The 25236-nt window shown below is 40.6% G+C and carries 24 protein-coding genes; 2 read left to right on the top strand and 22 right to left on the bottom strand.

What is annotated here, in order from left to right; genetic code table 11:
- Window positions 1–121: 121 nt before the first annotated feature.
- Both GJU41_RS18630 and GJU41_RS18625 read right to left on the bottom strand, forming a co-directional pair.
- Window positions 122–1018: a deoxyribonuclease IV gene (locus GJU41_RS18630; protein WP_070875454.1), complete on the bottom strand. Its 897-nt coding sequence runs from the start codon at window positions 1016–1018 to the stop codon at window positions 122–124.
- An 11-nt stretch (window positions 1019–1029) separates the two neighbouring features.
- The gene (locus GJU41_RS18625) at window positions 1030–2346 is read right to left on the bottom strand and encodes a DEAD/DEAH box helicase (protein WP_070875453.1); all 1317 of its coding nucleotides are present in this window, start codon (window positions 2344–2346) and stop codon (window positions 1030–1032) included.
- A gap of 350 nt (window positions 2347–2696) precedes the next feature.
- Between GJU41_RS18625 and vrrA the strand changes: the two genes are divergently transcribed.
- Both vrrA and GJU41_RS18615 read left to right on the top strand, forming a co-directional pair.
- The gene (vrrA, locus tag GJU41_RS18620) at window positions 2697–3380 is read left to right on the top strand and encodes a VrrA/YqfQ family protein (protein WP_070875452.1); all 684 of its coding nucleotides are present in this window, start codon (window positions 2697–2699) and stop codon (window positions 3378–3380) included.
- 119 nt (window positions 3381–3499) lie between these two features.
- Window positions 3500–4444: a 4-hydroxy-3-methylbut-2-enyl diphosphate reductase gene (locus GJU41_RS18615; protein WP_070875451.1), complete on the top strand. Its 945-nt coding sequence runs from the start codon at window positions 3500–3502 to the stop codon at window positions 4442–4444.
- A gap of 45 nt (window positions 4445–4489) precedes the next feature.
- Here GJU41_RS18615 and GJU41_RS18610 read toward each other — a convergent pair whose 3' ends face one another.
- The 20 genes from GJU41_RS18610 to yqfD form a co-directional block, all read right to left on the bottom strand.
- Window positions 4490–5611, bottom strand: a complete 1122-nt coding sequence (locus tag GJU41_RS18610; protein WP_070875450.1) for a Nif3-like dinuclear metal center hexameric protein — start codon at window positions 5609–5611, stop codon at window positions 4490–4492.
- Complete coding sequence (locus GJU41_RS18605) at window positions 5608–6321, bottom strand: tRNA (adenine(22)-N(1))-methyltransferase (protein ID WP_070875449.1); 714 nt, start codon at window positions 6319–6321, stop codon at window positions 5608–5610. The genes GJU41_RS18610 and GJU41_RS18605 overlap by 4 nt, the downstream gene beginning before the upstream one ends.
- A gap of 131 nt (window positions 6322–6452) precedes the next feature.
- A complete protein-coding gene (gene cccA, locus GJU41_RS18600; RefSeq protein ID WP_070875448.1) occupies window positions 6453–6815 on the bottom strand; it encodes a cytochrome c550 in 363 nt (120 codons plus the stop codon).
- Window positions 6816–7145: 330 nt separating this feature from the next.
- Window positions 7146–8285 carry an acyl-CoA dehydrogenase family protein gene (locus tag GJU41_RS18595; RefSeq protein WP_070875447.1) on the bottom strand — a complete coding sequence of 380 codons (1140 nt, stop codon included), beginning with the start codon at window positions 8283–8285 and terminating at the stop codon, window positions 7146–7148.
- Window positions 8286–8669: 384 nt separating this feature from the next.
- A complete protein-coding gene (rpoD, locus tag GJU41_RS18590) occupies window positions 8670–9782 on the bottom strand; it encodes an RNA polymerase sigma factor RpoD (protein ID WP_070875446.1) in 1113 nt (370 codons plus the stop codon).
- A gap of 117 nt (window positions 9783–9899) precedes the next feature.
- On the bottom strand, window positions 9900–11708 hold the full coding sequence (gene dnaG / locus GJU41_RS18585; protein WP_070875445.1) for a DNA primase: 1809 nt from the start codon (window positions 11706–11708) through the stop codon (window positions 9900–9902).
- A 32-nt stretch (window positions 11709–11740) separates the two neighbouring features.
- Complete coding sequence (locus GJU41_RS18580) at window positions 11741–12193, bottom strand: YaiI/YqxD family protein (protein WP_070875543.1); 453 nt, start codon at window positions 12191–12193, stop codon at window positions 11741–11743.
- Between the two features lie 358 nt (window positions 12194–12551).
- Window positions 12552–13364, bottom strand: a complete 813-nt coding sequence (locus GJU41_RS18575) for a pyruvate, water dikinase regulatory protein (protein WP_070875444.1) — start codon at window positions 13362–13364, stop codon at window positions 12552–12554.
- Window positions 13365–13384: 20 nt separating this feature from the next.
- On the bottom strand, window positions 13385–14023 hold the full coding sequence (ccpN, locus tag GJU41_RS18570; protein ID WP_133310070.1) for a transcriptional regulator CcpN: 639 nt from the start codon (window positions 14021–14023) through the stop codon (window positions 13385–13387).
- Between the two features lie 247 nt (window positions 14024–14270).
- Window positions 14271–16334, bottom strand: coding sequence for a glycine--tRNA ligase subunit beta (gene glyS / locus GJU41_RS18565; protein ID WP_070875442.1), 2064 nt, complete (start codon window positions 16332–16334; stop codon window positions 14271–14273).
- Window positions 16327–17217 carry a glycine--tRNA ligase subunit alpha gene (glyQ, locus tag GJU41_RS18560; RefSeq protein ID WP_070875441.1) on the bottom strand — a complete coding sequence of 297 codons (891 nt, stop codon included), beginning with the start codon at window positions 17215–17217 and terminating at the stop codon, window positions 16327–16329. Before glyQ ends, glyS begins: the two co-directional genes overlap by 8 nt.
- A 306-nt stretch (window positions 17218–17523) precedes the next feature.
- Entirely contained in the window at window positions 17524–18279 is a 756-nt protein-coding gene (recO, locus tag GJU41_RS18555; RefSeq protein ID WP_070875440.1) for a DNA repair protein RecO, read from the bottom strand.
- A 32-nt stretch (window positions 18280–18311) separates the two neighbouring features.
- A complete protein-coding gene (locus GJU41_RS18550) occupies window positions 18312–18455 on the bottom strand; it encodes a YqzL family protein (RefSeq protein WP_070875439.1) in 144 nt (47 codons plus the stop codon).
- 138 nt (window positions 18456–18593) lie between these two features.
- Window positions 18594–19508 (bottom strand): GTPase Era, encoded by a 915-nt coding sequence (gene era / locus GJU41_RS18545; protein WP_070875438.1) that lies wholly within the window; start codon window positions 19506–19508, stop codon window positions 18594–18596.
- Entirely contained in the window at window positions 19501–19899 is a 399-nt protein-coding gene (locus GJU41_RS18540) for a cytidine deaminase (protein WP_070875437.1), read from the bottom strand. Before GJU41_RS18540 ends, era begins: the two co-directional genes overlap by 8 nt.
- A gap of 114 nt (window positions 19900–20013) precedes the next feature.
- Window positions 20014–20391, bottom strand: a complete 378-nt coding sequence (locus GJU41_RS18535) for a diacylglycerol kinase family protein (RefSeq protein ID WP_070875436.1) — start codon at window positions 20389–20391, stop codon at window positions 20014–20016.
- Window positions 20363–20833 carry an rRNA maturation RNase YbeY gene (ybeY, locus tag GJU41_RS18530; protein WP_070875542.1) on the bottom strand — a complete coding sequence of 157 codons (471 nt, stop codon included), beginning with the start codon at window positions 20831–20833 and terminating at the stop codon, window positions 20363–20365. The genes GJU41_RS18535 and ybeY overlap by 29 nt, the downstream gene beginning before the upstream one ends.
- Before the next feature lie 5 nt (window positions 20834–20838).
- Window positions 20839–23016 (bottom strand): HD family phosphohydrolase, encoded by a 2178-nt coding sequence (locus GJU41_RS18525; RefSeq protein ID WP_070875435.1) that lies wholly within the window; start codon window positions 23014–23016, stop codon window positions 20839–20841.
- A 62-nt stretch (window positions 23017–23078) separates the two neighbouring features.
- Window positions 23079–24038 (bottom strand): PhoH family protein, encoded by a 960-nt coding sequence (locus GJU41_RS18520; RefSeq protein WP_070875434.1) that lies wholly within the window; start codon window positions 24036–24038, stop codon window positions 23079–23081.
- 3 nt (window positions 24039–24041) lie between these two features.
- Window positions 24042–25226, bottom strand: a complete 1185-nt coding sequence (yqfD, locus tag GJU41_RS18515) for a sporulation protein YqfD (RefSeq protein ID WP_070875433.1) — start codon at window positions 25224–25226, stop codon at window positions 24042–24044.
- Window positions 25227–25236 lie beyond the last annotated feature (10 nt).

The following is a 25236-nucleotide window of genomic DNA, read 5'->3' as shown; positions in this document are numbered from 1 at the left end:
AAAGCTGTCGATTTGCTCCGACAGCTTTCTTTTTTTAGTTGTAAGAAAGTATAAAATTTTGCGCTTCGAAGGCAAGCGGAGTCGCCTGACTACTCGGCCAGAACGGGCGCTTGCGCTTTACTTATGCCTGATTGCGGATTAGGTTCAAAAGATCAGGATTGAATTCTTTCCCGCGCAGCATATCAATCTCAAATTGATATGGCGGTTTTTTATCTTTTTTATCTTCACCTACATATGGAGTTTCAAGAATTTTTGGCACATCTGCAAGCTCAGGATGATGAACGATGTTATTTAATGCCTTAAATCCGATATGGCCAAATCCGATGTTCTCATGGCGGTCCTTGCGGGCTCCAGAGATATTTTTGCTGTCATTAATGTGAAGCACCTTCAGCCTGTCCAGTCCGATAACAGAATCAAATTGCTGCAGGACACCATCAAAATCATTAATAATATCATATCCGGCATCATGTGTATGGCACGTATCAAAGCAAACTGAAAGGTGCTCATTATGAGTGACACCCTCAATAATCTGTGCAAGTTCTTCAAATGAACGGCCGCACTCAGAGCCTTTTCCGGCCATTGTCTCAAGAGCGATTTGAACATGTTCTTCTCTATCTAGAACTTCATTGAGTCCTTCAATGATTTTTTTTATGCCTATTTCAGAACCCGCTCCAACATGAGCACCTGGATGCAGGACAATTTGTTTTGCTCCAAGAGCATGCGACCTGTCCATTTCAGACCGTAAAAATTGCACGCCAAGTTCAAAGGTTGCAGGGTTTGTGGTATTGCCGATATTGATGATATAAGGTGCATGAACAACTATATCAACTATTCCATTTTCCCGCATATGGGCCTGACCGGCTTCAATATTCAGCTCTTCAATTTTTTTTCGTCTAGTATTCTGAGGTGCTCCAGTATAGATCATGAACGTATTCGCACCGTAAGATACTGCTTCCTCACTTGCAGCAAGCAGCATCTTTTTCCCGCTCATTGATACATGTGATCCTATTTTCAGCATCTCTTCTCCTCCTACTTGCGCTTTTGATTCAATCTTCTTTGACGTTTTTTAATTTCGTCCATTTCTCTCGTCAGTTTCTTTTTGTATCCGGGTTTTACACTTTTTGGTTTTCTAACCTTGCTTTTTGCCATCTGATCGACGCCGTCTGAAGGTCTTACGCGTTTTTGTCTGCGTTTGCGGTCCTCGACTTTTTTCCACTCGCCGTTTACGAGATCCTGATTTTCAAATTCAATCCCTAATTTTTCAAGGGTAATTAACGCATCTTCATTAGCCGGCTCATAGATCGTTGCTGCAATACCGGAATAATCTGCGCGTCCTGTACGTCCCACACGGTGAATATAAAAATCAAGATCACTTGGGAGCTCAAAATTAATGACGTGGCTTACTCCGTCAATATCAATGCCTCTTGAAGCAAGATCTGTTGCTACAACATACTGATAATCCAGATCATTAATTTGCTTCATCATTTTTTTGCGGTCTCTTGGCGATAGATCGCCGTGAATGCGGCCGACTTTAAAACCTTTAGCAATCAGTCCGTCCGCTACCTCATCTGCTTTTTTCTTTGTGTTAGTAAAAACAATAGCTAAATAAGGGTTGTAGTTTTTCAGCATTTCAAATAAAAGATTTGTTTTATTACGGTGTCGCAAAGGCACTAATACGTGCTTGATTTTTTTCGCTGTTGCCTGCTTTGGAGCAACGTGAGTAAATTTAGGGTTTTCCATATATTTTTTCAAGAAAGGCTTTAATTTTTCAGGAATTGTAGCTGAAAAAACAAGGATTTGAAGTTTTTCGGGCATATTTCCGCCAATTTTATCAACGTCTTCAATGAATCCCATATCAAGCATGAGATCTGCTTCATCAACAACTAATGCTTTTGCCTGATGAACAAAAAGAGCTTTTTCAGCAATTAAATCCTTAATTCTTCCCGGCGTTCCGATGACAAGCTGAGGCTGGCTTTTCAGTTTATCAATTGTGCGCTGCTTGTCAGTTCCGCCAATAAAACATTTTGCAGAAATTGTTTCATTTTCCGGTGCAAATTTAAGAACATGCAAGGCATCCTGATAAATTTGATTGGCCAGTTCTCTTGTAGGGGCGGTAATCACAACTTGTACGTTTTTATTTGAGGGATCAATCCTTTGAATGAGAGGCAATAAATAAGCATGTGTTTTCCCTGTGCCTGTTTGTGATTGCCCTATAGCTGTTTCCCCTTTTAATAGTGAAGGGAATAAGCGTGCTTGTATTTCAGTCGGTTCATAAAAACCCAGCGCTTTGACAGCATCTATTATAAAAGGCTTAAATGGAAACTGAGTGAACTTAGTTTGTTCCATGTTCATCATCTCCTTGATGAGTAAATTAATAATATAGGCTCTATTCTAAGACCTTGCTGTTTTTCGGGTGTTAACCTGAAAGTTTGTCCCGGCAAAAGGTTTCATTTATTACACTTTACAAGAAAAGAGCACAGTTCTAATAAAGGAAGGGAATTATTCTTTTTGCGAAGTACAACAATCCTTGCAATAACAGCCAAAAAATAAGACACGGTTGTCCATCAAAACATTATATACGATTTATGAGAAAAACTCCAATCGATTCCGCCTATTCTTTCAGACGCGCAAACCTTTTAAGCTGATTCTGCATAATGTGTAGGTAGTATACGCGTTAGTTTAAAAGGAGGATCATCATGTTTCAGCAAAGACCTATGCCTCCAATGTCTTCTAGAGGTTTCCAGCCTCAAAGAATGCAAATGGGCGGTCAGCCGTTTTCAAACCAGCCTTTTGGAAATCAGCAAGCCAGGGGATTTGGACCGCCTCGTTCCTTCCAGCCTTTCGGACAGCAAATGGGACCCTTTTCATCGCAGTTTGGACAGCCGGGATTTGGCGGACAGCCGTTTGGCGCGCAGCAATTCGGTCAGCAATTCGGTCAGCAGGCAATGGGAAGAGGAAGCGGCATTAAAGGAATTCTCTCAAGATTTCTTCCTGGGGGCGGCCAAGGTGCCGCAAGTGCTGCCAATGCAGCCCAGGGTCTGCAGGGAATAACCAATCCCGCCAATTTATCCAGCATGCTTGGAAACGTACAAAAAGTTCTGGGCATGGCTCAGCAAGTCACACCTATGGTTCAGCAATATGGGCCTCTGGTCAGAAACCTTCCTGCCATGATTAAAATTTACAGTGAATTAAAAGGCGGAGGTTCGGGCGACGAGGAAAGCACAGAATCAAATGAAGAAAATACCTCTGCTGAAGTTTCAAGTGCTGCACCGTCTGATGCAGACACAGCTGTCAGCAGCTCGCCTAAGAAGGCCGTAAATGAAGAACAGGTGAAAGCACCAGCTGTAAAAGGCGCATCTGCTCCAAAGCTGTATATCTGACATTCTTCTTTGTATTCTTCTGCAGTCTCCGCTATAATAATAAGAGATTACGAGAGCCAAAAGCCTTTCTTTGGCTTTTTTCTATTCTCTCTCGAACTTCTCTCTAGGAGGATCCTTTAATGGAAGTTATTAAGATTGCACCGCGGGGATATTGCTATGGTGTCGTTGATGCCATGGTTATTGCAAAGAATGCCGCTTTAGATAAAACTTTGCCAAGGCCTATTTATATTTTGGGCATGATTGTTCACAATAAACACGTTACTGACGCTTTTGAAGAAGAAGGCATTATTACATTGGATGGCAGCAACCGCATGGAAATACTTGAACAAGTAGAAAGCGGCACCGTTATTTTTACAGCCCACGGTGTTTCTCCGGAAGTCAGAAAAATCGCTTCAGAGAAAGGTCTCATTACGCTTGATGCCACATGCCCTGATGTGACAAAAACACATGATTTAATTCGTGAAAAAAAAGCTTTAGGATATCATGTTATCTACATTGGGAAAAAGTCGCATCCTGAGCCTGAAGGAGCTGTCGGGGTAGCACCTGACATTGTCCATTTAGTGGAAACAGAAGAAGATGTTGATGCTCTTACTTTCCAAAACGATAAAATTGTCGTCACCAATCAGACGACCATGAGTCAATGGGATGTTTATGACATAATGGAGCGCGTGAAAGAAAAATATCCGCATGTAGAATATCATCAGGAGATTTGCCTGGCTACCCAAGTTCGGCAGGAAGCTGTTGCAGAGCAGGCAAAAGATGCTGACCTTACGATTGTCGTTGGGGATCCAAAGAGCAACAACTCAAATCGGCTTGCACAGGTTTCTGAAGAAATAGCAGGAACAAAAGCCTACAGAGTATCAGATATAAGCGAACTGAAGCTTGAATGGTTTGAAGGAGTTAAAAGAGTTGCAATCACTGCCGGCGCCTCAACTCCTACTCCTATTACAAAAGAAGTCATTCAATTCCTTGAAAAGTACGATCCGGAAAATACGCTGACATGGAACATCCAGCATAATGTTCCTCTTCAAAAAATACTGCCGAAAGTTAAAGCAGTCAAATAAAGCTCAAACAAAACCGCTGGTAATCAACTCCAGCGGTTTTTTATGTTAAACAAATGTAAATGGATCTGTATGAATTTCCGAAGGGAAGATACTGACCTCAAATTTCTTTTCTTCACACATAGAAAGCAGCAGATCTGTTACCCCTTTTTTCATGACTTTCTCTACATTGTGACCCGGATCAATCACATTTAAGCCCATCATCATGGCATCATGAGCTACATGATAATAAAGGTCCCCGGTAACATAGACATCGGCTCCCTTGCGTTTTGCCTGGTGGATGTATTTATTTCCGTCCCCTCCGAGCACAGCAACTTTTCGTATCTTTGCATCCTTATTCCCTACCATTCTTACACATGGAACATCAAGCTTCTCTTTCACATGCTCTGCAAATTCAGACAATGTCATGTCGTTCTCAAGCAAGCCTAAGCGTCCTAAACCTAAAGGTTTGTTCTGCCCTTCAACTGGAAAAAGATCAAATGCAGGTTCCTCGTAAGGGTGAGCTTTCAGCATAGCGGAAACAATCTTCCGCTGCTTACTTGCCGGAATGATTGTTTCAATTCTCTCTTCTTCTACAAACTCAATTTTTCCTGATTGGCCTATATAAGGATCTGTTCCATCAAGAGGAAGAAAGCTTCCAGTTCCATTTGATGAGAATGTACAATGACTGTACATGCCAATATGGCCTGCACCTGATTGCCCCAGAACAGCCCTGAGATCGTCCGCGTGATCTTTTGGTACATAGACGGCCAGCTTCTTCATTTCCTCCTGATAGGTGTCAACAAGGACCTCTGTGTCTGTTAGCTGGAGAGCTTCTGCAAGTAAATCATTCACACCGCCTGCAGCAACATCTAAATTGGTATGTGCTGCGTAAACAGCGATGTCATGTTTAATGCATTTTTCAAGCAGTGCGCCCCCCGGCTGATCTGTCGCCAGGTTTTTAAGAGGACGGAATATTGGCGGATGATGAGCGATAATTAAATTCGCATTTTTTTCGATTGCTTCATCAACTACTTCACCCAGAACATCGAGGGCGATTAACACGCCATGAATAGGTTTATTCAAAGTTCCTATTTGCAGGCCAATCTTATCGCCTTCCATGGCATATTCTTTTTTCGAAAACGATTCGAACAATTGGATGATTTCAAAGCCGTTAGGTATTTTGCTCATTTCCTTGTAACCTCCTCAAGCATTTCAATCAAATCATTCAGCTCTTTCTTCTTTGCTTCATTCCCTGGGCTAAGTGCCGCACTTTCTATACTAGTTAAAATCCGTCTGTTATGCTCAATTTCCTGCGTCCATTTCTTAATGAACGGTTCTGTTTTCTCCTTCATCAAAAAAGGACCGACAAGCAAGCCTTTTTGCAGGGAAATATGCTGATATGGAGCTTTTGGTTCACCCTTTTCTGCAATAAGAATCTCATAGATCTTTCCGTCTTCTTCCAATATTTCTTCATTTATCAGTTCCCAGCCGTTGTCAAGCAGCCATCTTCTTACATGATGTGCATGAATGTTGGGCTGAAGAATCAGCCTCTGAACACCAGATAATTTTTCTTTTCCAGCTTCAAGGATTTTTTCTATTAATGCTCCGCCCATTCCCGCAATTGTGATGCACGTTACTTCATTAGGATCAATGACATCAAGCCCGCTTCCTAAACGAACCGATATGACATCCTCAAGTCCGCTTTTTTGGACTTGCTTCTTGGCAGACTGAAACGGCCCCTGAACGACTTCCCCAGCAACAGCCGATGCTGCCAAGCCGTTTAAAAGGGCGTAGCAGGGCAAGTAAGCATGATCAGAGCCGATGTCTGCCAGCACAGCATTCTTTGGTATATAATCAGCCACAGTTTTTAGCCTATTTGATAAATTAACTTCATTCATTCTAAACCACCACATTCTTATGTACTTTTAATTCGATCTCTCTATATAATAAGAAAAGTCCTCCGCAGATGCAAAGGACTTTTCTTTTCGTTTAATAAAACGATTCATATTTAAGTTTCTTTCGTGAAAAACTATTTGATTTTAGAAACCCATTCTGCCATCTCGTCCAGTTTTTCATCAGGAACTAACCCAGCCGGCATGTTTCCGCGGCCATTTTTAATCGTTTCTTTAATTCCGTCAACGCCGAGCCTGTCCCCAGCCCCTTTAAGAGCAGGACCGGCACCGCCTTCGTAATTCTCGCCATGACAAGAAACACAGCTTTGCTTGTAGATTTCCTCTGGTGAAGCGTTTGCAACTTCTCCCGATTTATCTTCCTCTTTTCCTTCTCCAGCCATTTCTTTCATATCGCCGAGCCCTTTAATAGATAAGAAAAACATAAGGCCGATTCCGATTACGGCAACTAAAGCAAATGGAATTAGTGGATTGCGATTCATTATGTAACCTCCCCTATGTAAAAATCTTGAAATGCAGGTAAACGATAGATTTAAACAATCTCTATTTTACTTTAAAATTTGTGGAAGTAAAAGACTTATTGTATAAGTTGGGCTATTTTTCAAAAATTAGTCAAAAAAACTTCATCAATTAAGATGAAGTTCCTGTTTTCAAGTGATAAGAAGGTATAAAATTTTGCGCTTCGATGGCGAGCGGAATCGCTCAGGCTCCTCGGCCAGAACGGATCCGAAAGTATTGGCAAAAAGCGCCAATACTTTTGGATCCTTATCTGTCTGCCTGCGCTAAACGGGCGCTTGCGCTTTTCTTATTCGTCAGCAGCCAATAAGTCTTGCAATAACCATCCGCTGAACTTCGCTTGTGCCTTCGCCGATTTCAAGCAATTTAGCATCTCGCAGATATCGTTCAACATGATATTCTTTCATGTAGCCATAGCCGCCGTGAATTTGAATGGCCTGATTTGTCACTTCTGTACACATTTCGGATGCAAACAGCTTGCAAAAAGAAGCTTCCTTCGTAAATGGTTTTCCCTGATCCTTTAACCAGGCTGCTTTATAAACCATTGTACGTGCTAAATCAATTTTCATGGCCATGTCGGCAAGTTTAAATTGGATCGCCTGGAATTCACTTAATGTTTTTCCGAATTGCTTTCTTTCTTTTGAATAAGCTAACGCTCTTTCAAAAGCTGCCTGTGCGATTCCGACTGCCATAGCGCCAATTCCAATTCTTCCTCCGTCTAAAGTCATGAGAAACTGCCTGAAGCCATGCCCTCTTTTACCAAGAAGATTTTCTTCAGGAACAACAACATCTTCAAGTATCAATTCTGTCGTATTCGATGCATTCAATCCCATTTTTTCATAATTATCAATCACCTTGAACCCCGGTGCATCAGTAGGAACAATTAATGCGCTTATCTCTTTTTTTCCTTCTTTGCGATCCGTGATGGCCGTCAAAGCCAGAAACTTTGCGTAGGAGGCATTTGTAATGTAGCACTTATTTCCATTTATCGTAAACTGGCCATCTTGCAGCACAGCTTCGGTCTGAGTGCCTCCTGCATCTGATCCTGCATTTGGTTCAGTCAGTCCAAAGGCACCCATAGACTCACCTGAGCAGATTCTTGAAAGATACTTTCTTTTTTGCTCTTCTGTTCCAAACATATTAATAGGAGCTCCGCCTAATGAAATATGGGCGGAGTATGTAATTCCGGTTGAACCGCACGCTTTGCTGAGTTCTTCCGTTACAATTGCGAAACTGATTGTATCTGCGCCGCTTCCTCCGTATTCTTCTGAAAACGGCAGTCCAAGCATTCCCATTTCACCGAGCTGCTGAAAGATTTCTGCTGGAAATTGCTTAGTTTTGTCTCTTTCATATGCCCCTGGTTCAACAACTTCTTCTGCAAACTCTTTGATGGTTTTCTGAATCATGCGCTGTTCTTGTGATAGTTCAAAATTCATTTTATCCCTCCGTTTTGAATACGCTTACATTTTAAATTATAAAGTGTAACACTCTGTTTTCACAACTTTTTAAATTTTATATTTAATTAAAAAATATTTTTCTGTACTGCTTCATTTTAAAATGGCTGCTTCATGAAAATGACATTTTGATGAATTTGCCAGTAATTACAAGGATTTTTCCTTCAGGATAAAGGAATGATCTGTCAAATTCCAGAGGTAAAAAGCGCTTATGAAGGCGTAAAATTTTCTGAGGGTGATTTGCAAATTAAATAACAATTAAGTAAAATAAATGAAAAGAAGATGTAATAATGAAATTTATTGTTACCGCTGTCAAAAAAAATTTATAAAAAAACGAAAAAAAAAAAGCGAACTAAAGTCCGCTTTCTATTCTAAGAAATCTTTTAATCGTTTGCTTCTGCTTGGGTGACGAAGCTTGCGGAGTGCCTTTGCTTCAATTTGACGGATGCGCTCTCTTGTAACGCCAAACACTTTACCTACTTCTTCAAGTGTTCTTGTACGGCCGTCATCCAGCCCAAAACGAAGACGAAGCACGTTTTCCTCGCGGTCTGTCAGTGTATCCAGCACATCTTCAAGCTGTTCTTTTAACAGCTCATAAGCCGCATGTTCGGAAGGAGAAGTTGCATCTTGATCCTCAATAAAATCTCCAAGATGTGAATCATCTTCTTCACCAATCGGTGTTTCAAGAGACACAGGTTCTTGTGCGATTTTTAATATCTCTCTTACTTTATCAGGAGTCAGGTCCATATCTTCTGCAATTTCTTCAGGAGATGGTTCTCTGCCTAAATCTTGAAGAAGCTGACGCTGCACACGAATCAATTTATTGATTGTCTCAACCATGTGTACAGGTATACGAATGGTTCTGGCCTGATCAGCTATTGCTCTTGTAATAGCCTGACGAATCCACCATGTAGCATAGGTACTGAATTTAAAGCCTTTGCGGTAGTCGAACTTCTCTACAGCTTTCATTAGGCCCATATTGCCTTCCTGGATAAGATCTAAAAACAGCATTCCGCGTCCTACATATCTTTTCGCGATACTTACAACAAGACGAAGGTTGGCCTCTGCAAGTCTTCTCTTCGCTTCTTCATCGCCTTCTTCAATGCGGTTTGCAAGCTTAATTTCTTCATCTGCAGTTAAAAGATCAACCCGGCCTATTTCTTTCAGATACATACGCACAGGATCATTAATCTTAACACCTGGAGGCACACTTAGGTCATTTAAATCAAATTCTTCTTCCTTTGCAAGCTGCTGTATATTAGGATCATCGGTCGATTCATTATCACCTACTAATTCAACGCCCTGCTCGCCAAGGTACTCATAATACTCATCCATTTGGTCTGATTCAATTTCGAAGCCCGACATGCGCTCAGCAATCTCTTCGTATGTTAAAACTCCACGTTTTTTTCCGATTTCTGTTAATTGGTCTTTTGCTTGTTCCAATGTCAATTCAGAATCATGGGTTTGTTTATCAGCCATTGGATCCCCTCCTTCCAAACTCTTGCAATTAATGCTTTATGTGAATGTGCTAATTGATAGTTGAAACCGATTAGCCGCAATGAATCTCTGTGTTTTGCGCAAGTCAAACATCTGCCTTCATTTAAGATCGCGCTTAAGTCTTATGACTTCCATAGCGATATTGGCAGCTTTGACAAAATCCTTCTGGCGCTCTGCTTCATGCTTTTCAGCTTCTTTTTCTTTTATCATTAACCAATTTTGGTGATTCAACACCTGTTTGATATAATCTGACAGCTCCCGCTCGGATATTTCTTCATTTACCGAGAGCATGGCTATATCTGAAACAAACTGGTGAAGCTGATTGTCCGGCAGTTTTCTCAGGAACGAGCTGACACTTGCCTCATTTCCTTCTTCGTAATAAGCATATAAGTAAGTTATAATCGCTCTGTGCTCTTCTATATTGAACTGAAGTCCAAGACGGTCAAGCACTTTTTGTGCAATGTCCTTATTTCGCAGCATATGCGCTATAAGGAGTCTTTCAGCATTATGAAATGCCGGCAAAAGACGTTTTTGCTTTGGCTTCATCGCATGCTGGACAGGGGCACTCTTCTGCTGCTCCTTTTTTCGTTCAGGCTTTTGGCCGGATCTTTTGTCCTGCATTTGACTCTTTAAAACATCCATTGATAATGAAAATTCTCCAGACAGCTGTTTTAAATACATTTCGATTTCTACTGGATTCTCAAGCAGGCTGAGTTCTTTCAGTATGTCTTCTATATACTGCAGCCGTTGTCCTTCATCCTGAAGATTTTTTCCTTTGCGGAAAACCTGCATTTTAAATGCCATTAACGTAATGCTTGCCCCTATTACATCTTTTTTGAACTTTTCTGCACCAAATGTCCGGATGTAGTCATCAGGGTCTGTTCCATCAGGCAGCGCGGCAACTCTCATTTTGCAGCCGGCAGCAGCAAGTGTTTTAGATGCTCTTAATGTCGCTTCAAGTCCTGCAGAATCAGAGTCAAAACAGATTATAACATCTCCTGCGTTTCTTTTGATGATTTTTGCCTGAGCCTCTGTCAGTGATGTGCCCATCGTTGCAATCGAATGCTGCACATCTGAACGGACAGCGGAAATAACATCGGCAAAACCTTCAAATAAAACAACTTGCTGATTTTTGCGTATATGTACTCTTGCTTGATGAAAATTATAAAGAATTTTGCTTTTGTTAAAGATAGGTGTTTCAGGGCTGTTGAGAAATTTGGGCTGTTCTTTTCCGAGCACCCTTCCTGAAAAGGCAATGGTACGGCCTGTATGATCCAGGATAGGAAACATGATCCGATTGCGAAAACGGTCCAGATACCCATCAGAGGAACTTTTCTTAACAAGCAGACCGGCTTTTTCCATCATTTGCTGATCGTAGCCCCGTTTTGTTAAAAACTTGGCAACGAAATCCCAGGAATCAAGCGCATAGCCAATTTCAAACTGTTCAATTGTTTCTTTGGCAAACCCTCTTGCTGTTAAATAATCGAAGGCAGCTTGCCCTTCTTTAGTGTTTACAAGCAAATGATGATAAAACTTCTTCAGCAGTTCATGTGCTTCAATCATTTTTTCATCATCGCTGTTTGCATCTTTTTGCTGAACGGCATTAAGCTGATCCGGAAGATCAATATGCAGTTTGTCAGCAAGTGCCGAAGCTGCTTCAACAAATGAATAGCCTTCAATTTGCATTAAGAATGAAAAGACGTTCCCGCCGGCGCCACATCCAAAGCAATGATAGATCTGCTTATCATGTGAAACGGAGAACGATGGTGATTTTTCGCCATGAAATGGACATAGCCCAAAATGATTTCTTCCCTGCTTCTTTAATTGAACATATTCACTGACAACATCCACGATGTCTGCCGATTGCTGAATTTTATCGATTATTTCATCGGGAATTCGATTTCCCATACCAACAACTCCGTGATACAAATATTCGCGATTTAACCACTAATTCCTGCATCTTTCGACAAAATCTTTTCCAGTGTGAAAATAAAACTGTCTCTGTCTGACTGGGTAAACTTTTTAGGGCCTTTTGTATGCTTTCCGCCTCTGCGTTCTTTCGCAGAAAGATACCTGAACTCAAGCGCCAGTTCAATATTTTCTTCTGTATACTGTTTACCCCGGGGTGTCATAACTATAACCCCTTTTTTCAGCAAAAGACCCGCAAGACCAATATCCTGCGTCACAACGAGATCATCACGGTAAGAGTGATTAACGATGTATAAATCAGCAGATTCTTTGCCGGTGTCCACATAGACCCAGTCATATCCGTATGTATTTGATGTTTTGTGATTGTAAGAAGCAACAAACAGGACATTGATCTGGTAATGGGCAGCAAGGTCAGCAATCTCCTGCTTTACAGGGCATGCATCTGCATCGACAATTATCTGCATCTTTTTTTCGTCATCTTTCACTATTCTACATCACTCCGATAGATTCCTTCTTAACCTTTTAGAAAAGATTACATGGAAAACGAGACTGGATTTGTCGAATTATTTTTTATTGCTTCACTTGACAGATCACAATAAATAGTTTATTCGTTCTTGGTCAAGTCTAAACCTAAAATAAGTAATTTTATCACAATTTTTTATTATAATACAAAGTCTTTAAATTTTCCATTCTTTTTCACGAACTTAATTTGTTAATTTCAGGACATAGTACTTTATTTTTGCTTTAGCAAGAACAGGGCCAAGGACATATATAAAACTCAGAGCTTCTGCTTCTCTGAGTTCAATATTTTTGCGCTGATCTTCAGTTATACCCATTCATGATATTTTGGATCATGTTTGCCGTTTCCTCAACTGCTTTATTGGAAACATCGATTACCTGACAGCCGATCTTATCAATAACCTTTTCAAAGTATTCAAGCTCCACTTTGATTCTGTCGATATTCGCATAAATAGCTTTATCATTAAGGCCCAGAGAGATTAATCGTTCTTTTCTTATGTCATTTAATTTATCAGGGCTGATTTTAAGTCCGATGCATTTTTTAGGAGAAACTTTAAATAGCTCCTCAGGAGGTTCGACTTCAGGAACAATCGGCACATTCGCAACTTTAAACCGCTTGTGGGCCAAATATTGGGACAGCGGTGTTTTTGATGTTCGTGATACACCAACGAGAATAATGTCTGCTTTCATGATGCCGCGAGGATCACGGCCGTCATCGTATTTAACTGCAAACTCAATGGCCTCTACCTTTTTGAAGTAATCTTCATCAAGTTTACGGACTCTGCCAGGTTCATATTTTGCATTAATCCCATAAGCAGATTCCATTTTGTCTATTAATGGCCCGATAATATCATAATAGACAACTCCTTGTGAATTCGCTTCTTCTATCAGTCCCTGTCTAAGCTCAGGAACGACTAGTGTAAAGCACACAATTGCCTGCTCAAGTTTAGCGAGTGCCACCACTTCTTTTATTGTGCCTAAATCTTCAACGTAAGGAATTCGTTTGATTTTTGTGTCCGCAGCATTTCCATTAAATTGGCTGATAGCTGCTTTTATAACAAGTTCAGCTGTTTCGCCTACAGAATCTGATACAACATAGACATGGCGATTGTTCATACTATTCCTCACTCCCCTTGTTAGATGATTTCATTCTCAGCTAATCCGACCAATATCTTCGTCATATTTGTTTTAGTGATTCTTCCAGTTACTTCAAAGCCTTTTTCCGTCTCTTTAATGACTGGAATCGCGTCAATTTGCTTGTTTATTAAAAATTTCGCAACATCCATGATGTAATCCTCGCGCCTGCACATAGTAATATTCGGCATTCGTGTCATGATTATATTCACAGGGATGGATGCAAGCTCCTGCTTTCCGATGCTTGCTCTGAGCAAATCTTTCCGGGACAATACACCAACTAGGATAGACCCTTGATCTACAACAAACAATGTGCCGACATCTTCAAGGAACATAGTAACGATAGCATCATATACAGATACATTCTCATTCACTACAACCGGAATGGACTGAAAATCTTTCACCTGCAATTTTTTCAGTTTATCTGAAAGAAGACCTGCGCCTGTTTTGCCTGTGTAAAAATAGCCAACCCTAGGTCTTGCTTCAAGATATCCGGCCATTGTCAGTATTGCGAGATCAGGCCGAAGAGTCGCTCTTGTTAAATTCAGCTGATCGGCAATATGTTCACCGGTAATTGGTCCGTTATCTTTTACAATCTGCAGAATGTGCTCCTGCCTTTTATTAAGTTCGATTATACTCACCGCCTTAAGGTTCCAATACATATGTATCAAGCGTTCTAATTTCCGATGGTTAAATAGGTTATACTATATAAAAATATTATATACTATTTGGACGGATTGAAAAGAACCTTTGGAAAAAAGAAATGTGGAACCGACCGTTTAGACCCGAGAGACGCTCTATATATAATTAAAAAAAGACATTAATCAATTCCCTATTATTTAAAAACAAGCAGACGATTGCCCTATTCCAGGCAATCGTCTGACTTTATTATTTTACAATGACAGCATCCATATTAGCAAAAGATTCTATCAATGCAGCAAGCTGTTTCATTTGTCCTAGGCGATTGTTTTTCAATACCTCATCTTCCGCCATGACCATCGTTTCGTTAAAATAAGATTGAATAAATGGCTGCAATGAACGAAGGGCTGCAAATGCAGCATGGTATTCACCGGCAGCTGTATTTGCTTCATAATCATCTTTCACCTGCATGTATTGATCATACAGCTCCTGCTCCTCTTTATTTTTGAAGAGTTCGGGATTAACAGCTGCTCCAGTACCTTTTTTCGAGATATTTTGAACTCGCGCAAAAGCTTCCATTATTCCCTTAAAGCTTTCCTCTTTAGCAGCATCTTCCAGCACTGCAGCTTTTTCCATGATTGCAGTCAGTTCCATTTGGCCTGATCCAAGCACGGCATCAATGATATCGTATCTGATTTTTTTCTCATCAAGAACGTGTTTTACTCTCATTTTGAAAAATGCGAGCATTTCATTTTTCACTTTATTTTGATCAATTTCATTAAATGGTGCAAGAGCAAGGTCAAATAATTCGTCTAAAGAAATTGTCCACTTTTTCGCTAACAGAATTTGAACAATGCCGCTCGCCTGGCGTCTGAGGGCATATGGGTCCTGTGAGCCAGTCGGGATGACACCGATTGAGAAGAAGCCCGCAATGGTATCAAGTTTATCTGCAAGCGCCACAATCGCGCCTGCAGTTGAGGCTGGGGCTGAATCTTCAGCATGACGCGGCATGTAGTGCTCGTTTACTGCAGCTGCCACTTCTTCTGCTTCTCCAAATGCTCTGGCATACTTTTCGCCAATGATCCCCTGCAATTCAGGAAATTCATATACCATGTGAGTAACAAGGTCGAACTTGCAAATCTCAGCTGCGCGCAGTACATGCGTTTTTTCTTCGGAGGATACGCTAAATCGTTCAGCAAGAATTTGTGAAAGAGAAGTCATTCTTCTGACTTTATCTCCTGTAGATCCAAGCTCTTCATGGAAAACAATTTTATCAAGTTTTTTCACATTGTCCGAAATCACAAGCTTTTGGTCTTCATTGTAAAAGAAAGCTGCGTCTGACAGACGTGCGCGCAAAACTTTTTCATTTCCTCTTGCCACGTTTTCAATATGATTGTGGTCGCCATTTCTGACTGTTACAAAATAAGGCAGCAATTCACCCTCCGCATTTTTCACCGGAAAATAGCGCTGATGTTCTTTCATTGTTGTTACAAGCACTTCTTCAGGAAGCGACAGATACTCTTCTTCAAATTTCCCAAACAATGCAGTCGGATACTCAACAAGATTGGTCACTTCTTCTAATAAATCTTTATCAATTGGAATATTCCACTTATTTTCTTCTTCAATATGATGCAGCTGTGTGAGAATAGCTTCTTTTCTTTTTACAGGGGAAGCAATGACAAACTGTGAAAGAAGCGACTTTTCATATTCAGATGAATGATTGATTACTTGATCTGAGCCCAAAAAGCGGTGTCCTCTCGTTTCTTTTCCTGTTTGGACGCCAGTAATGCTAAAAGGAATCACTTCCTGGCCGTATAGGGCGATCATCCATTTTATAGGCCTTGCAAATCTCAGTTCCTGAGATCCCCAGCGCATATTTTTAGGAAACGTAAGACCAGTAATGATCTCTCTTAAATCTGTTAAAAGTTCTTTTGTTTCTTTCCCTTTAATGAACTTTTGAACATGTGCATATTCAATGCCGCCAATTTCTTTAAAGAAGATATCATCAACACTTGCTCCCTGGCCTCTTGAAAATCCAACAGCTGCCTTTGACCAGTTTCCGTCCCCGTCAAGCGCAATTTTCTTAGCAGGTCCCTTAGCTTCTTCCTCGATATCCTCCTGTTTTGCAGCAACACCCTCTATTTGCACCGCAAGTCTTCTTGGTGTTGAAAAAACATTTACCTCTCCAAAAGAGATATTTTTCTCCTTCAGCCAGTTCGTTGTTTTTAGAGAAAGCTGATTCATTGCATCCGTTACAAATCTTGCAGGCAATTCCTCAAGTCCGAGTTCAAGCAGCAAATCATGTTTACTCATCTGTTTTAGCCTCCTCTTTTTTCAGCATTGGAAATCCTAATTTTTCTCTTTCCTCATAGAACGTTTTTGCCACTTTTCTGGCTAGGTTTCTTACACGTCCAATGTATCCTGTTCTCTCTGTTACAGAAATGGCTCCTCTTGCATCAAGCAGGTTAAACGTGTGAGAACATTTTAAAACATAGTCATATGCAGGATGAACGAGCCCTTCATCCATTTGTCGATGTGCTTCTTTTTCATAAATGGAAAACAGATTAAACAGCATCTCTGCGTCCGAAGTTTCAAACGTATACTTTGAATGTTCAAATTCAGGCATCAAGAAAATATCGCGAACGGTAAAGCCATCTGTCCAGTCTAAGTCAAATACATTTTCTTTATCCTGGATATAGGAAGCAAGGCGTTCAATGCCATATGTGATCTCTACAGATACAGGCTTGCACTCGATACCGCCCACTTGCTGGAAATAGGTAAACTGAGTAATTTCCATTCCATCAAGCCAGACCTCCCAGCCAAGTCCAGCACAGCCAAGTGAAGGGTTCTCCCAATTATCTTCAACGAAACGAATATCATGTTTCAGCGGATCAATGCCCAAAGCCTTTAAGGAATCCAAGTACAATTCCTGTATATTGTCCGGAGAGGGCTTAATGATAACCTGAAATTGATGATGCTGATAAAGGCGGTTCGGGTTTTCCCCGTAGCGGCCATCAGCAGGACGGCGGGATGGCTCTACATAAGCCACTTTCCATGGCTCAGGGCCTATTGCCTTTAGGAACGTATAAGGGCTCATCGTTCCTGCTCCTTTTTCAGTATCATAGGCTTGCATTAAAATACAGCCTTGATCTGACCAATGCTTTTGCAATGTTACTATCATGTCTTGAATATTCAAACCAAGCACCTCCAAATATCTAATAAATATATAAAACAAAAAACTCCCGTCTCTATGCTGTGTTATTCAGCATAGGGACGAGAGTTAACCCGCGGTTCCACCCTAATTGCCAATGCATTTTATATGCATCAGCCTCTTTCCGGTAAAGTCGCTCAAGAAACGCCTTTCTTTGCCGGTTATCCCTTAGCTCACACCATCCTAAGGTCGCTTTTCATAACGCTCTGCAAATACTCTTTTTCTTTCACAGCAACATATTAATTTACAAGCATCATAATAGAAACAGAAGACAAAGTCAATATGTATACATCATGTCAGCTTTCCTTTTAACGATTCAATCTGATCTAAAAACTTCTTTGACTTTAGAAATATCCCGGAGTATTCACTGTAATAAGAATCAATCACCATTTTAAGCTCTGCTTTTGTTTCAGGCTTTACAGTTACCTTGCCCAGCCTTTCTAAGTCAAAATAATAAAATAAACGCAATAATTTAGCGGTTGCCTGAGAAATCTGCAGTCTGTACGGATCGGCCTCAAAACATCTGTGACAGATAAAACCGTTTTCTCTTATCGAGAAATGAAAGGTTCCATCCTTGCTGCTGCAGTTTACGCACGAATCAAGCTGCGGGTACATCCCCAGAACATTTACTATTTTCATTTCAAAAATATAAAGCAGGACATCGGGATCGACGCCTTCATTAAGGCGCTGAAGAGTCTGACTGAACAATTCAAACAGAAAAGGATTAGGTTCATTTTGCTCTGTGCTTTTATCAAGCAATTCTGCGGCATACGAAGCATATGCCGTCAGAAAGATGTCTTCCCTAATCCCCCGCATAGAAGAAATCGTCTCGCCCTGCTGCAGCCCTCCGAGACCGGAAGACTTCTGAAATAAGAAATACCCGTATGTGAATAACTGAGTTGATGAGGAAAGCCTGCTATTAGGCTTTTTTGCCCCTCTAGCCATTACCCCCACTTTACCAAGTTCACGGGTATAAATTGTCACAATTTTATTTGTTTCACCATAATCATTTGTTCTAATGACAATGCCTTCACACTTTTGAAGCAATCTTCCTCACCATCCAGAAGGATTCGGTCAGATCACGAAATTGGAAAGTCAGCTTCAGCCAGCTCATGATCTTGTGAATCGGGTCCGTCACCAGTATCTTTTTCCAGTTCCTTAAAAAGAAGATAGGTATCAATATTACCTGTTTGAATAAAGACTTTCCAGGTAAAATCCAACATGTAAACCCCCACCTTTCTGTCGTTAAGACAAGCAAGCTATAATCCAATTTCTATATCGTTATCTTGACCTGAGATCCTTCGTTTCATGTTAAACAAATTTTGTTAAATCAAGCGGTTTGCTAAAAGCAAATTCTAAAATCAGTACTCATCTTCTCTAAATCCGAAGTCGCGAAGCTGAGTCATTTTATTGCGCCAATCCTTTTGAACTTTTACCCACAGTTCAAGGAAGACTTTAGTGCCAAGCAATGCTTCGATATCAACGCGGGCCCGCTGGCCTACTTCTTTCAGCATTTTCCCCTGCTTGCCAATGACAATTCCTTTTTGGGAATCACGTTCAACAATGACTGTTGCGCTGACATATATAGACTGATTGTTATCACGTCTCTCAATAGCATCAATAACAACCGCAACAGAGTGCGGAATTTCTTCCCGGGTTAAATGCAGAACCTTCTCACGGATCAATTCCGAAATAATAAATCTCTCAGGATGATCCGTTACTTGATCTGCAGGATAGTATTGTGGACCTGCAGGCAAATAGGATTCAATCTGCTCAAGAAGCGTATCGACATTGTTTCCCTGCAGCGCAGAAATAGGAATGATTTCTTTAAATGGATAATAAGCGCGATACTGATCAATTAACGGGAGCAATTGATCGGGGTGAATCTGATCAATTTTATTAATGATCAGAAAGACCGGTGTATTTGTATGCTGCAGTTTTTCGATGATAAATTCATCTCCGCGGCCGTATCCTTCTTCAGCATTGATCATGAACAAAACAACATCTACTTCTTTCAGCGTGTTTTGCGCTACTTTCATCATGAAGTCACCGAGTTTATGCTTTGGTTTGTGAATTCCTGGTGTATCTATGAAAACAATTTGAGATTCATTTGTCGTATAGACACCTTGTATTTTATTGCGTGTAGTCTGAGGTTTGTCGCTCATAATGGCAATCTTTTGACCAATCACCCGATTAAGGAATGTTGATTTCCCTACATTTGGTCTACCAATGATGGAGACAAAGCCGGATTTGTATTCAGTTTCTTTTTTATTCATGAAGATCCTCCGATGAAAATGCCCCAGGCAATAAATCCGCCACTGTCCATTCTTTTACATTACCATTCAAGTTTGTCAGGATAACCTTCATATCCTTTGGACAAAGCTCAGAAATAACCTGTCTGCAGGCTCCGCACGGTGAAACCGGACCTTCTGTATCAGCAACAATTGCGATGGCAGCGAACTCTTTGTCGCCTTCTGAAACAGCTTTAAACAATGCTGTCCTTTCAGCACAATTTGTCATGCCGTATGAGGCGTTTTCAATGTTGCATCCTCTGTATACTTTTCCGTCTTTCGTTAATAGAGCAGCTCCAACCTGGAACTTGGAATAAGGAACATATGCCATTTCGCGTGCTGCTTTTGCTTCTTTGATGAGTTGTTCTGAGTTCAAAGCTCTACTTCCTTTCTGTATGGCGACATCATGTATTTCTATTTTACCTAAAATAAGGTGAAATTTCACGCAGATGCCGCAAATGTAATTTAATTGTAAGAATTTTCTCATAAATTATAAAATTTTAGGGATAAAGATGATTAACCCTATAATAACTGCTAGCACCGCATAAATCAAAACCGCTCCTGCTGCTGCATCCTTAGCGGCCTTTGCAAGCGGATGATATTCTGCCGTGACAAGATCCACAAGCCTTTCTACCGCGGTGTTCATCAGCTCAAGCGAAAGCATTCCCCCCATTAAAAAAAGAACAATCAGCCATTCAGTTAGACTGATATGAAAGAAGAAGGCTGCGGCGGTAACAAGAATACAAATCACGGTATGTATTTGAAAATTCCGTTCTGCTCCAAACGTGCTCTTTATCCCATCCCACGCATATGAAAAACTTCTAATAAATCGTTCCCGCTCAGATCTCTCTTTTAAGCCCATATGCATCCAGGATTTCTTTTTGTTTTCCAAACATTTTTTTCTCATCTTCCTCTGTCATATGATCATAGCCAAGCAGATGGAGCAGGCCGTGAACAGCCAGAAAGCCAAGCTCTCTTGTAAAGGAATGACCATATTCCTCTGCCTGTTCTGCTGCACGCGGGACAGATATTATAATATCTCCTAAAACCGGAGGCATGTCCACCCCTACAATTGAAACTTCCCCTTCCCCCTGCTCTTCCATGGCAAAAGAAATTACATCTGTAACCTGGTCTTTGCTTCGGTAATCCCGATTGATTTCTTTTATTTTTTCATTGTCTACAAATGTAACAGACAGCTCGGCATCCTGTGCAATGCTTTCTGCATCCGCTGCAAACTGAAGCAGCGTTTCAACCATTTCCAGCTGCTCTTCTGTCAGCAATTCTGTTTCATCTGCCATATCGATGATCATTTTATTCATGCTTGTTTCACCTTCTGTTTTGAAATTTCCGGATATTCAATTCTGGAATGGAAAATCCCTTTTAATGTTTCGCTGAATGATTTTGCAATAATATCAAGCTCTCTGAGCGTTAAATCGCATTCGTTCAGCTGATGATCCTGAAGCCTTTCTGTTATGATGCCCCGAATAAGCTTTTCGATTTTGTCCGGAGTTGGACTTGACATGGATCTAACTGCGGCTTCAACACTGTCAGCAATAGAAATAATAGCTATTTCTTTAGTTTGAGGTTTTGGTCCCGGATAACGAAACTCCTCTTCATAAATATCAGGATGATTTTGTTTTGCTTTATGATAGAAAAACTTCAATAAAGTTGTTCCATGATGCTGTTCTGCTATATCTACAAATTCCTTTGGCATTTTGTGCCTGCGGAGCAGTTCTGCACCATCTGAAGCATGAGAAATAATCACATTTTTGCTTAATTGCGGCGACAATTTATCATGCGGATTTTCAATATTCATTTGATTTTCGATAAAATATTGAGGCCGTTTTGTTTTGCCAATATCATGGTAATAGGCTCCCACACGCGCAAGAAGACCATTCGCTCCAATTGCTTCACAAGCTGCCTCAGACAAGTTTGCCACCATTACACTGTGATGGTATGTCCCCGGTGTTTCCGTTAATATTTTGCGGAGCAGCGGATGATTTGGATTCGATAATTCAATTAATTTCATTGTAGACAGAATACCAAATCCCGTTTCAAAAAACGGCATAAATCCGATCGTCAAAACGGACGATACAAGACCCGAAGCAAGCGCCATGATAAAGTAAGAACCGAGTTCAATGTTTGAGTAGCTTCCATTCTGCATTAACAGAATAGAAGTTATGATCAGGATATTGATCAAGGCTACAAATAATCCTGTCTGAAGAATTCTTGAACGGACATTTTGTTCATTCAGAAATAAGACTCCTGCAATACTTCCAAATAAGAAATACACACCGATAGTAAAATTGAAAGTGCCCGTGACACCTTCATTAAAGATAATGCTCCCGCAGACGGCAAAAATAATGCTCGTTAAAATAGCGAGCCTTTCGTGCAGAAGAAGTTTAATAAGCATCGCACCCATTGCAACCGGGACCAAATATCCTACATTAGAATAATCAATCTCCTGAAAGAAGCTGATGATTTTTATGACCAGAATTGTAATGCTGAAAATTAACACGTAAAGAATAAGAGAATGATTCTTTCTCTCCGATGGCTTATCAGGTGCTTCAAAATAGTATATGAGTGTGGCAATAATTAGAAGAATAATCAGCATAAGGCCTGCAAATGGCTTTAGTGCAAGCTGATTATCGAGAAGCCCGACAAGATCAAGCTTTCGGTAGATGTCCCGGCTGATGTAACCGCCTTCTTCAACAAGAATCTGGCCTTGTTTTATCTGTACTTCTTTCACATCATCATATGCCTGCTGCTTTTTCTCTTCCGTTGCATCGAGATCAAAAACATAGTTTGCTATTACAGCATATCTTCCAAGCTGTACAGCTGCATTTGATAATTCAGCCCGAAGTGTAGAAGACTTAAGATCCTCTTCTACCAGGTCCTTTGCTTCATCCTGTTTCTGAAGGGGAATTTCATCGCTCATTACGCGATTAACGGCAGTTATGATGGCATCTCTTGCAATAGCCAATTCATTGTCTGAAGAGTCCAGCAACGCTCTAAAAGCTTCATCAGGAATTTTTTCTCTAATGTCCACTGTTAGCTTGTCCTTTAAACGTTTAAGCTTTTCATCTGCAGAAATAGAATACACTTCTTCCCCTTCAGTAACATTTTCATTCTGCATTTTTATTTCGTCTGCTGCCTCTTTATTTGTTTCTTTTGCAAAATCAAAAATGGATGTTATGACTTCTACTCTATTTACGACATAGTCTTTTCTTAGAACATATTCATCTTCCACTGCATCATAGGCTTCCTGGCGCTTGTTTTCCGTTTCATAAGTATCATCAGCCTGCGTAGGAGCAATGATCGTTTGATCTGAATAAGTGAAAAGTTCAACATCAATCGTTTCAGGCTTTACATTGCTGTAAAGAGAAACAAAAATTACCGCGGCAAGCATAATGTACATCGAAATATGTATAAATTTATAATTCTTTATTTTATCGATCAGCTGATTAAGTTTTGGCTTTTGCTTCAATTTCATAACATCACCCCCTGCTCCCCTTTGCAATCGTGAAAAAAGTGACCCGAAAACGGGCTGTCGGGTCACTTTGTCTGATCATATGCTTCGATGATTTTCGCAACCAGCGGGTGGCGAACAACATCTGATTGCTGCAGTTCGTTAAAAGCAATGCCGCTGACAGCACTTAATGTTTCTTTAGCGGCAGCAAGTCCTGATTTTACGCCTTTTGGCAAGTCTACCTGTGTAATATCCCCGGTAATGACCATTTTCGAACCAAAACCAAGGCGCGTCAAAAACATCTTCATTTGAGCAGGTGTCGTATTCTGGGCTTCATCTAAAATGACAAAGGCATCATCAAGCGTTCTGCCCCTCATGTAAGCAAGAGGGGCAATTTCAATCGTTCCTCTTTCAATTAATCTTTGTGTGTGCTCCATTCCAAGAACATCATGCAAAGCATCATAAAGAGGACGAAGATAAGGATCAACTTTTTCCTTAAGATCCCCTGGAAGGAAGCCAAGGCTTTCACCGGCTTCTACTGCAGGTCTTGTTAAAATAATTTTTTTTACCCCGTTATTTTTTAAGGCGCTGACTGCCATGACAACGGCCAGATAGGTTTTCCCTGTTCCTGCAGGTCCAATGCCAAAGACAAGATCTTTATTTCTGATAGAAGAAATATAATGTCTTTGTCCAAGAGTTTTAACTCTGATTGATTTACCCCGAGCATCTTTGCTGATCTCATCTACATATAATGCTTCAAATTCATCAAGTTTTAATCGTTTTGCCATTTCAATTCCGTATAGAACGTCGCGTTCACTAATATTGATTCCTTTTCGGATCAGGACCAGCAGCGATTTTAAAACATCATTCACTGTCTGAACACTGTCAGGGTCCCCGGATACATACACTGCTTCGCCTCTTGTAACAATAGAGACGTTTAGCTCCTCTTCCATACGCTTTAAATGTGCATCATTATTTCCAAACAGCGCAACCGCTTCATTTGGATTTTCTAATTGCTGATTTATCGTAACTAGTTCTTCTGGCATGATTTAATCTCCCTGAACAATTGGTGTTGTTTTTACGATATTTTCTATAACTTGGTAGAGCACTGTTAGTTTTACTTTACCATTGTCGTTCGTCTCGTGCAAAACTTTTTGACCCTTTATTTCTGCTTCTTCTCCCAAATCATTCATTAATTTTTTCTTGCCCAGCTCAAGCCCGGCTTTTCGCGCTTCTTCTTTATTGTAACTGCGTGTAACAATTTCTTTTTCACGGTATATTTTTTTGCCGTATCCAATTGGCAGATTCCACTTCAGAAATTTAATGGATCTAATGTCTTCCTCCACTTCAGAGTCTTTAAACATGTCCTGTTTAAACCCCCATACCTGAACCTGCCATGAACCAAGTTCCAAATAATACTTCCGTTTTTCATCACCGGAGAAAACATTAAACGTTGTGTTAATAGGTACATCCACTTCAGCTTGATACCAGGTTTCTCCCAGTATCTCCGCTTTCGCTGCCACCTTCTGCTGATTGTTCTCATTGCCAATTAATCCGGAAACAAGCATCTGTCCTTTTTTTACATGCTCGTTTATAGTGACCGCAGGCTGTCCTTTTTCAACATACATTTTAGTAATGATCGCTTTTTTCTTTGCAACGATATGCTGAGGACTTGAATACGTTATTTTTTCCGGTTCATTTTTCTCTACGACTTCAAAATGATAATTTGTGCCCTTCAGTTCAACTCCAACCCAAGTGAGCTCTTTAATATTGTTTGTCAGATTTTTTTGAATGGAGTCCGGATCTAACGTAAGGAACTGCAATTTCCCTGTCTTCACGCCCATAGCATCAAGCTCTTTTCTAATAAGATGCTCCGTGCTGGGCTTAGCTCCCTTAATATCGATTCCCCAGATCATGTTGGATAAAAGGAGAATAACGGTAAAAAACAATGCGAATCCAATGACAAAACCGCTGTTTTTTAAGGATTTCTGAACTAGAAAAGGCAGGCCCGACACTTTCTTCAAAGAGCATTTGCATTCATTTTTGCGAGCTGCTGCCCGGATGGCATGTACATCTTTCAGCCGAATAAAAAAAGAGACCGCCTCTCCTTCTCTTCTTACATTCCACACAGGGACGTCCTTCCTGATGCAGTCATTAATAAACCTTTCCGTTCCTCTCCCTGTTATTGTGACTTTTATGACACCGTAAAAGAAATGCATCCATTGGTTTTTCATTGTGATCCTC

It is taken from the genome of Metabacillus idriensis (assembly GCF_009674765.1).
Classification (GTDB): domain Bacteria; phylum Bacillota; class Bacilli; order Bacillales; family Bacillaceae; genus Bacillus_P; species Bacillus_P idriensis.
This window is presented reverse-complemented; position numbering and strand designations above follow the sequence as displayed.

Excerpts from the sequence above, each read along its gene's own strand:
- GJU41_RS18630 (WP_070875454.1), bottom strand. The coding sequence starts at position 1,018 with ATGCTGAAAATAGGATCACATGTATCAATGAGCGGGAAAAAGATGCTG.
- GJU41_RS18625 (WP_070875453.1), bottom strand. The coding sequence starts at position 2,346 with ATGGAACAAACTAAGTTCACTCAGTTTCCATTTAAGCCTTTTATAATA.
- vrrA (WP_070875452.1), top strand. The coding sequence starts at position 2,697 with ATGTTTCAGCAAAGACCTATGCCTCCAATGTCTTCTAGAGGTTTCCAG.
- GJU41_RS18615 (WP_070875451.1), top strand. The coding sequence starts at position 3,500 with ATGGAAGTTATTAAGATTGCACCGCGGGGATATTGCTATGGTGTCGTT.
- GJU41_RS18610 (WP_070875450.1), bottom strand. The coding sequence starts at position 5,611 with ATGAGCAAAATACCTAACGGCTTTGAAATCATCCAATTGTTCGAATCG.
- GJU41_RS18605 (WP_070875449.1), bottom strand. The coding sequence starts at position 6,321 with ATGAATGAAGTTAATTTATCAAATAGGCTAAAAACTGTGGCTGATTAT.
- cccA (WP_070875448.1), bottom strand. The coding sequence starts at position 6,815 with ATGAATCGCAATCCACTAATTCCATTTGCTTTAGTTGCCGTAATCGGA.
- GJU41_RS18595 (WP_070875447.1), bottom strand. The coding sequence starts at position 8,285 with ATGAATTTTGAACTATCACAAGAACAGCGCATGATTCAGAAAACCATC.
- rpoD (WP_070875446.1), bottom strand. The coding sequence starts at position 9,782 with ATGGCTGATAAACAAACCCATGATTCTGAATTGACATTGGAACAAGCA.
- dnaG (WP_070875445.1), bottom strand. The coding sequence starts at position 11,708 with ATGGGAAATCGAATTCCCGATGAAATAATCGATAAAATTCAGCAATCG.
- GJU41_RS18580 (WP_070875543.1), bottom strand. The coding sequence starts at position 12,193 with ATGCAGATAATTGTCGATGCAGATGCATGCCCTGTAAAGCAGGAGATT.
- GJU41_RS18575 (WP_070875444.1), bottom strand. The coding sequence starts at position 13,364 with ATGAACAATCGCCATGTCTATGTTGTATCAGATTCTGTAGGCGAAACA.
- glyS (WP_070875442.1), bottom strand. The coding sequence starts at position 16,334 with ATGAGTAAACATGATTTGCTGCTTGAACTCGGACTTGAGGAATTGCCT.
- GJU41_RS18550 (WP_070875439.1), bottom strand. The coding sequence starts at position 18,455 with ATGTTGGATTTTACCTGGAAAGTCTTTATTCAAACAGGTAATATTGAT.
- era (WP_070875438.1), bottom strand. The coding sequence starts at position 19,508 with ATGAATAAAAAAGAAACTGAATACAAATCCGGCTTTGTCTCCATCATT.
- GJU41_RS18535 (WP_070875436.1), bottom strand. The coding sequence starts at position 20,391 with ATGCATATGGGCTTAAAAGAGAGATCTGAGCGGGAACGATTTATTAGA.
- ybeY (WP_070875542.1), bottom strand. The coding sequence starts at position 20,833 with ATGATCATCGATATGGCAGATGAAACAGAATTGCTGACAGAAGAGCAG.
- GJU41_RS18525 (WP_070875435.1), bottom strand. The coding sequence starts at position 23,016 with ATGAAATTGAAGCAAAAGCCAAAACTTAATCAGCTGATCGATAAAATA.
- GJU41_RS18520 (WP_070875434.1), bottom strand. The coding sequence starts at position 24,038 with ATGCCAGAAGAACTAGTTACGATAAATCAGCAATTAGAAAATCCAAAT.
- yqfD (WP_070875433.1), bottom strand. The coding sequence starts at position 25,226 with ATGAAAAACCAATGGATGCATTTCTTTTACGGTGTCATAAAAGTCACA.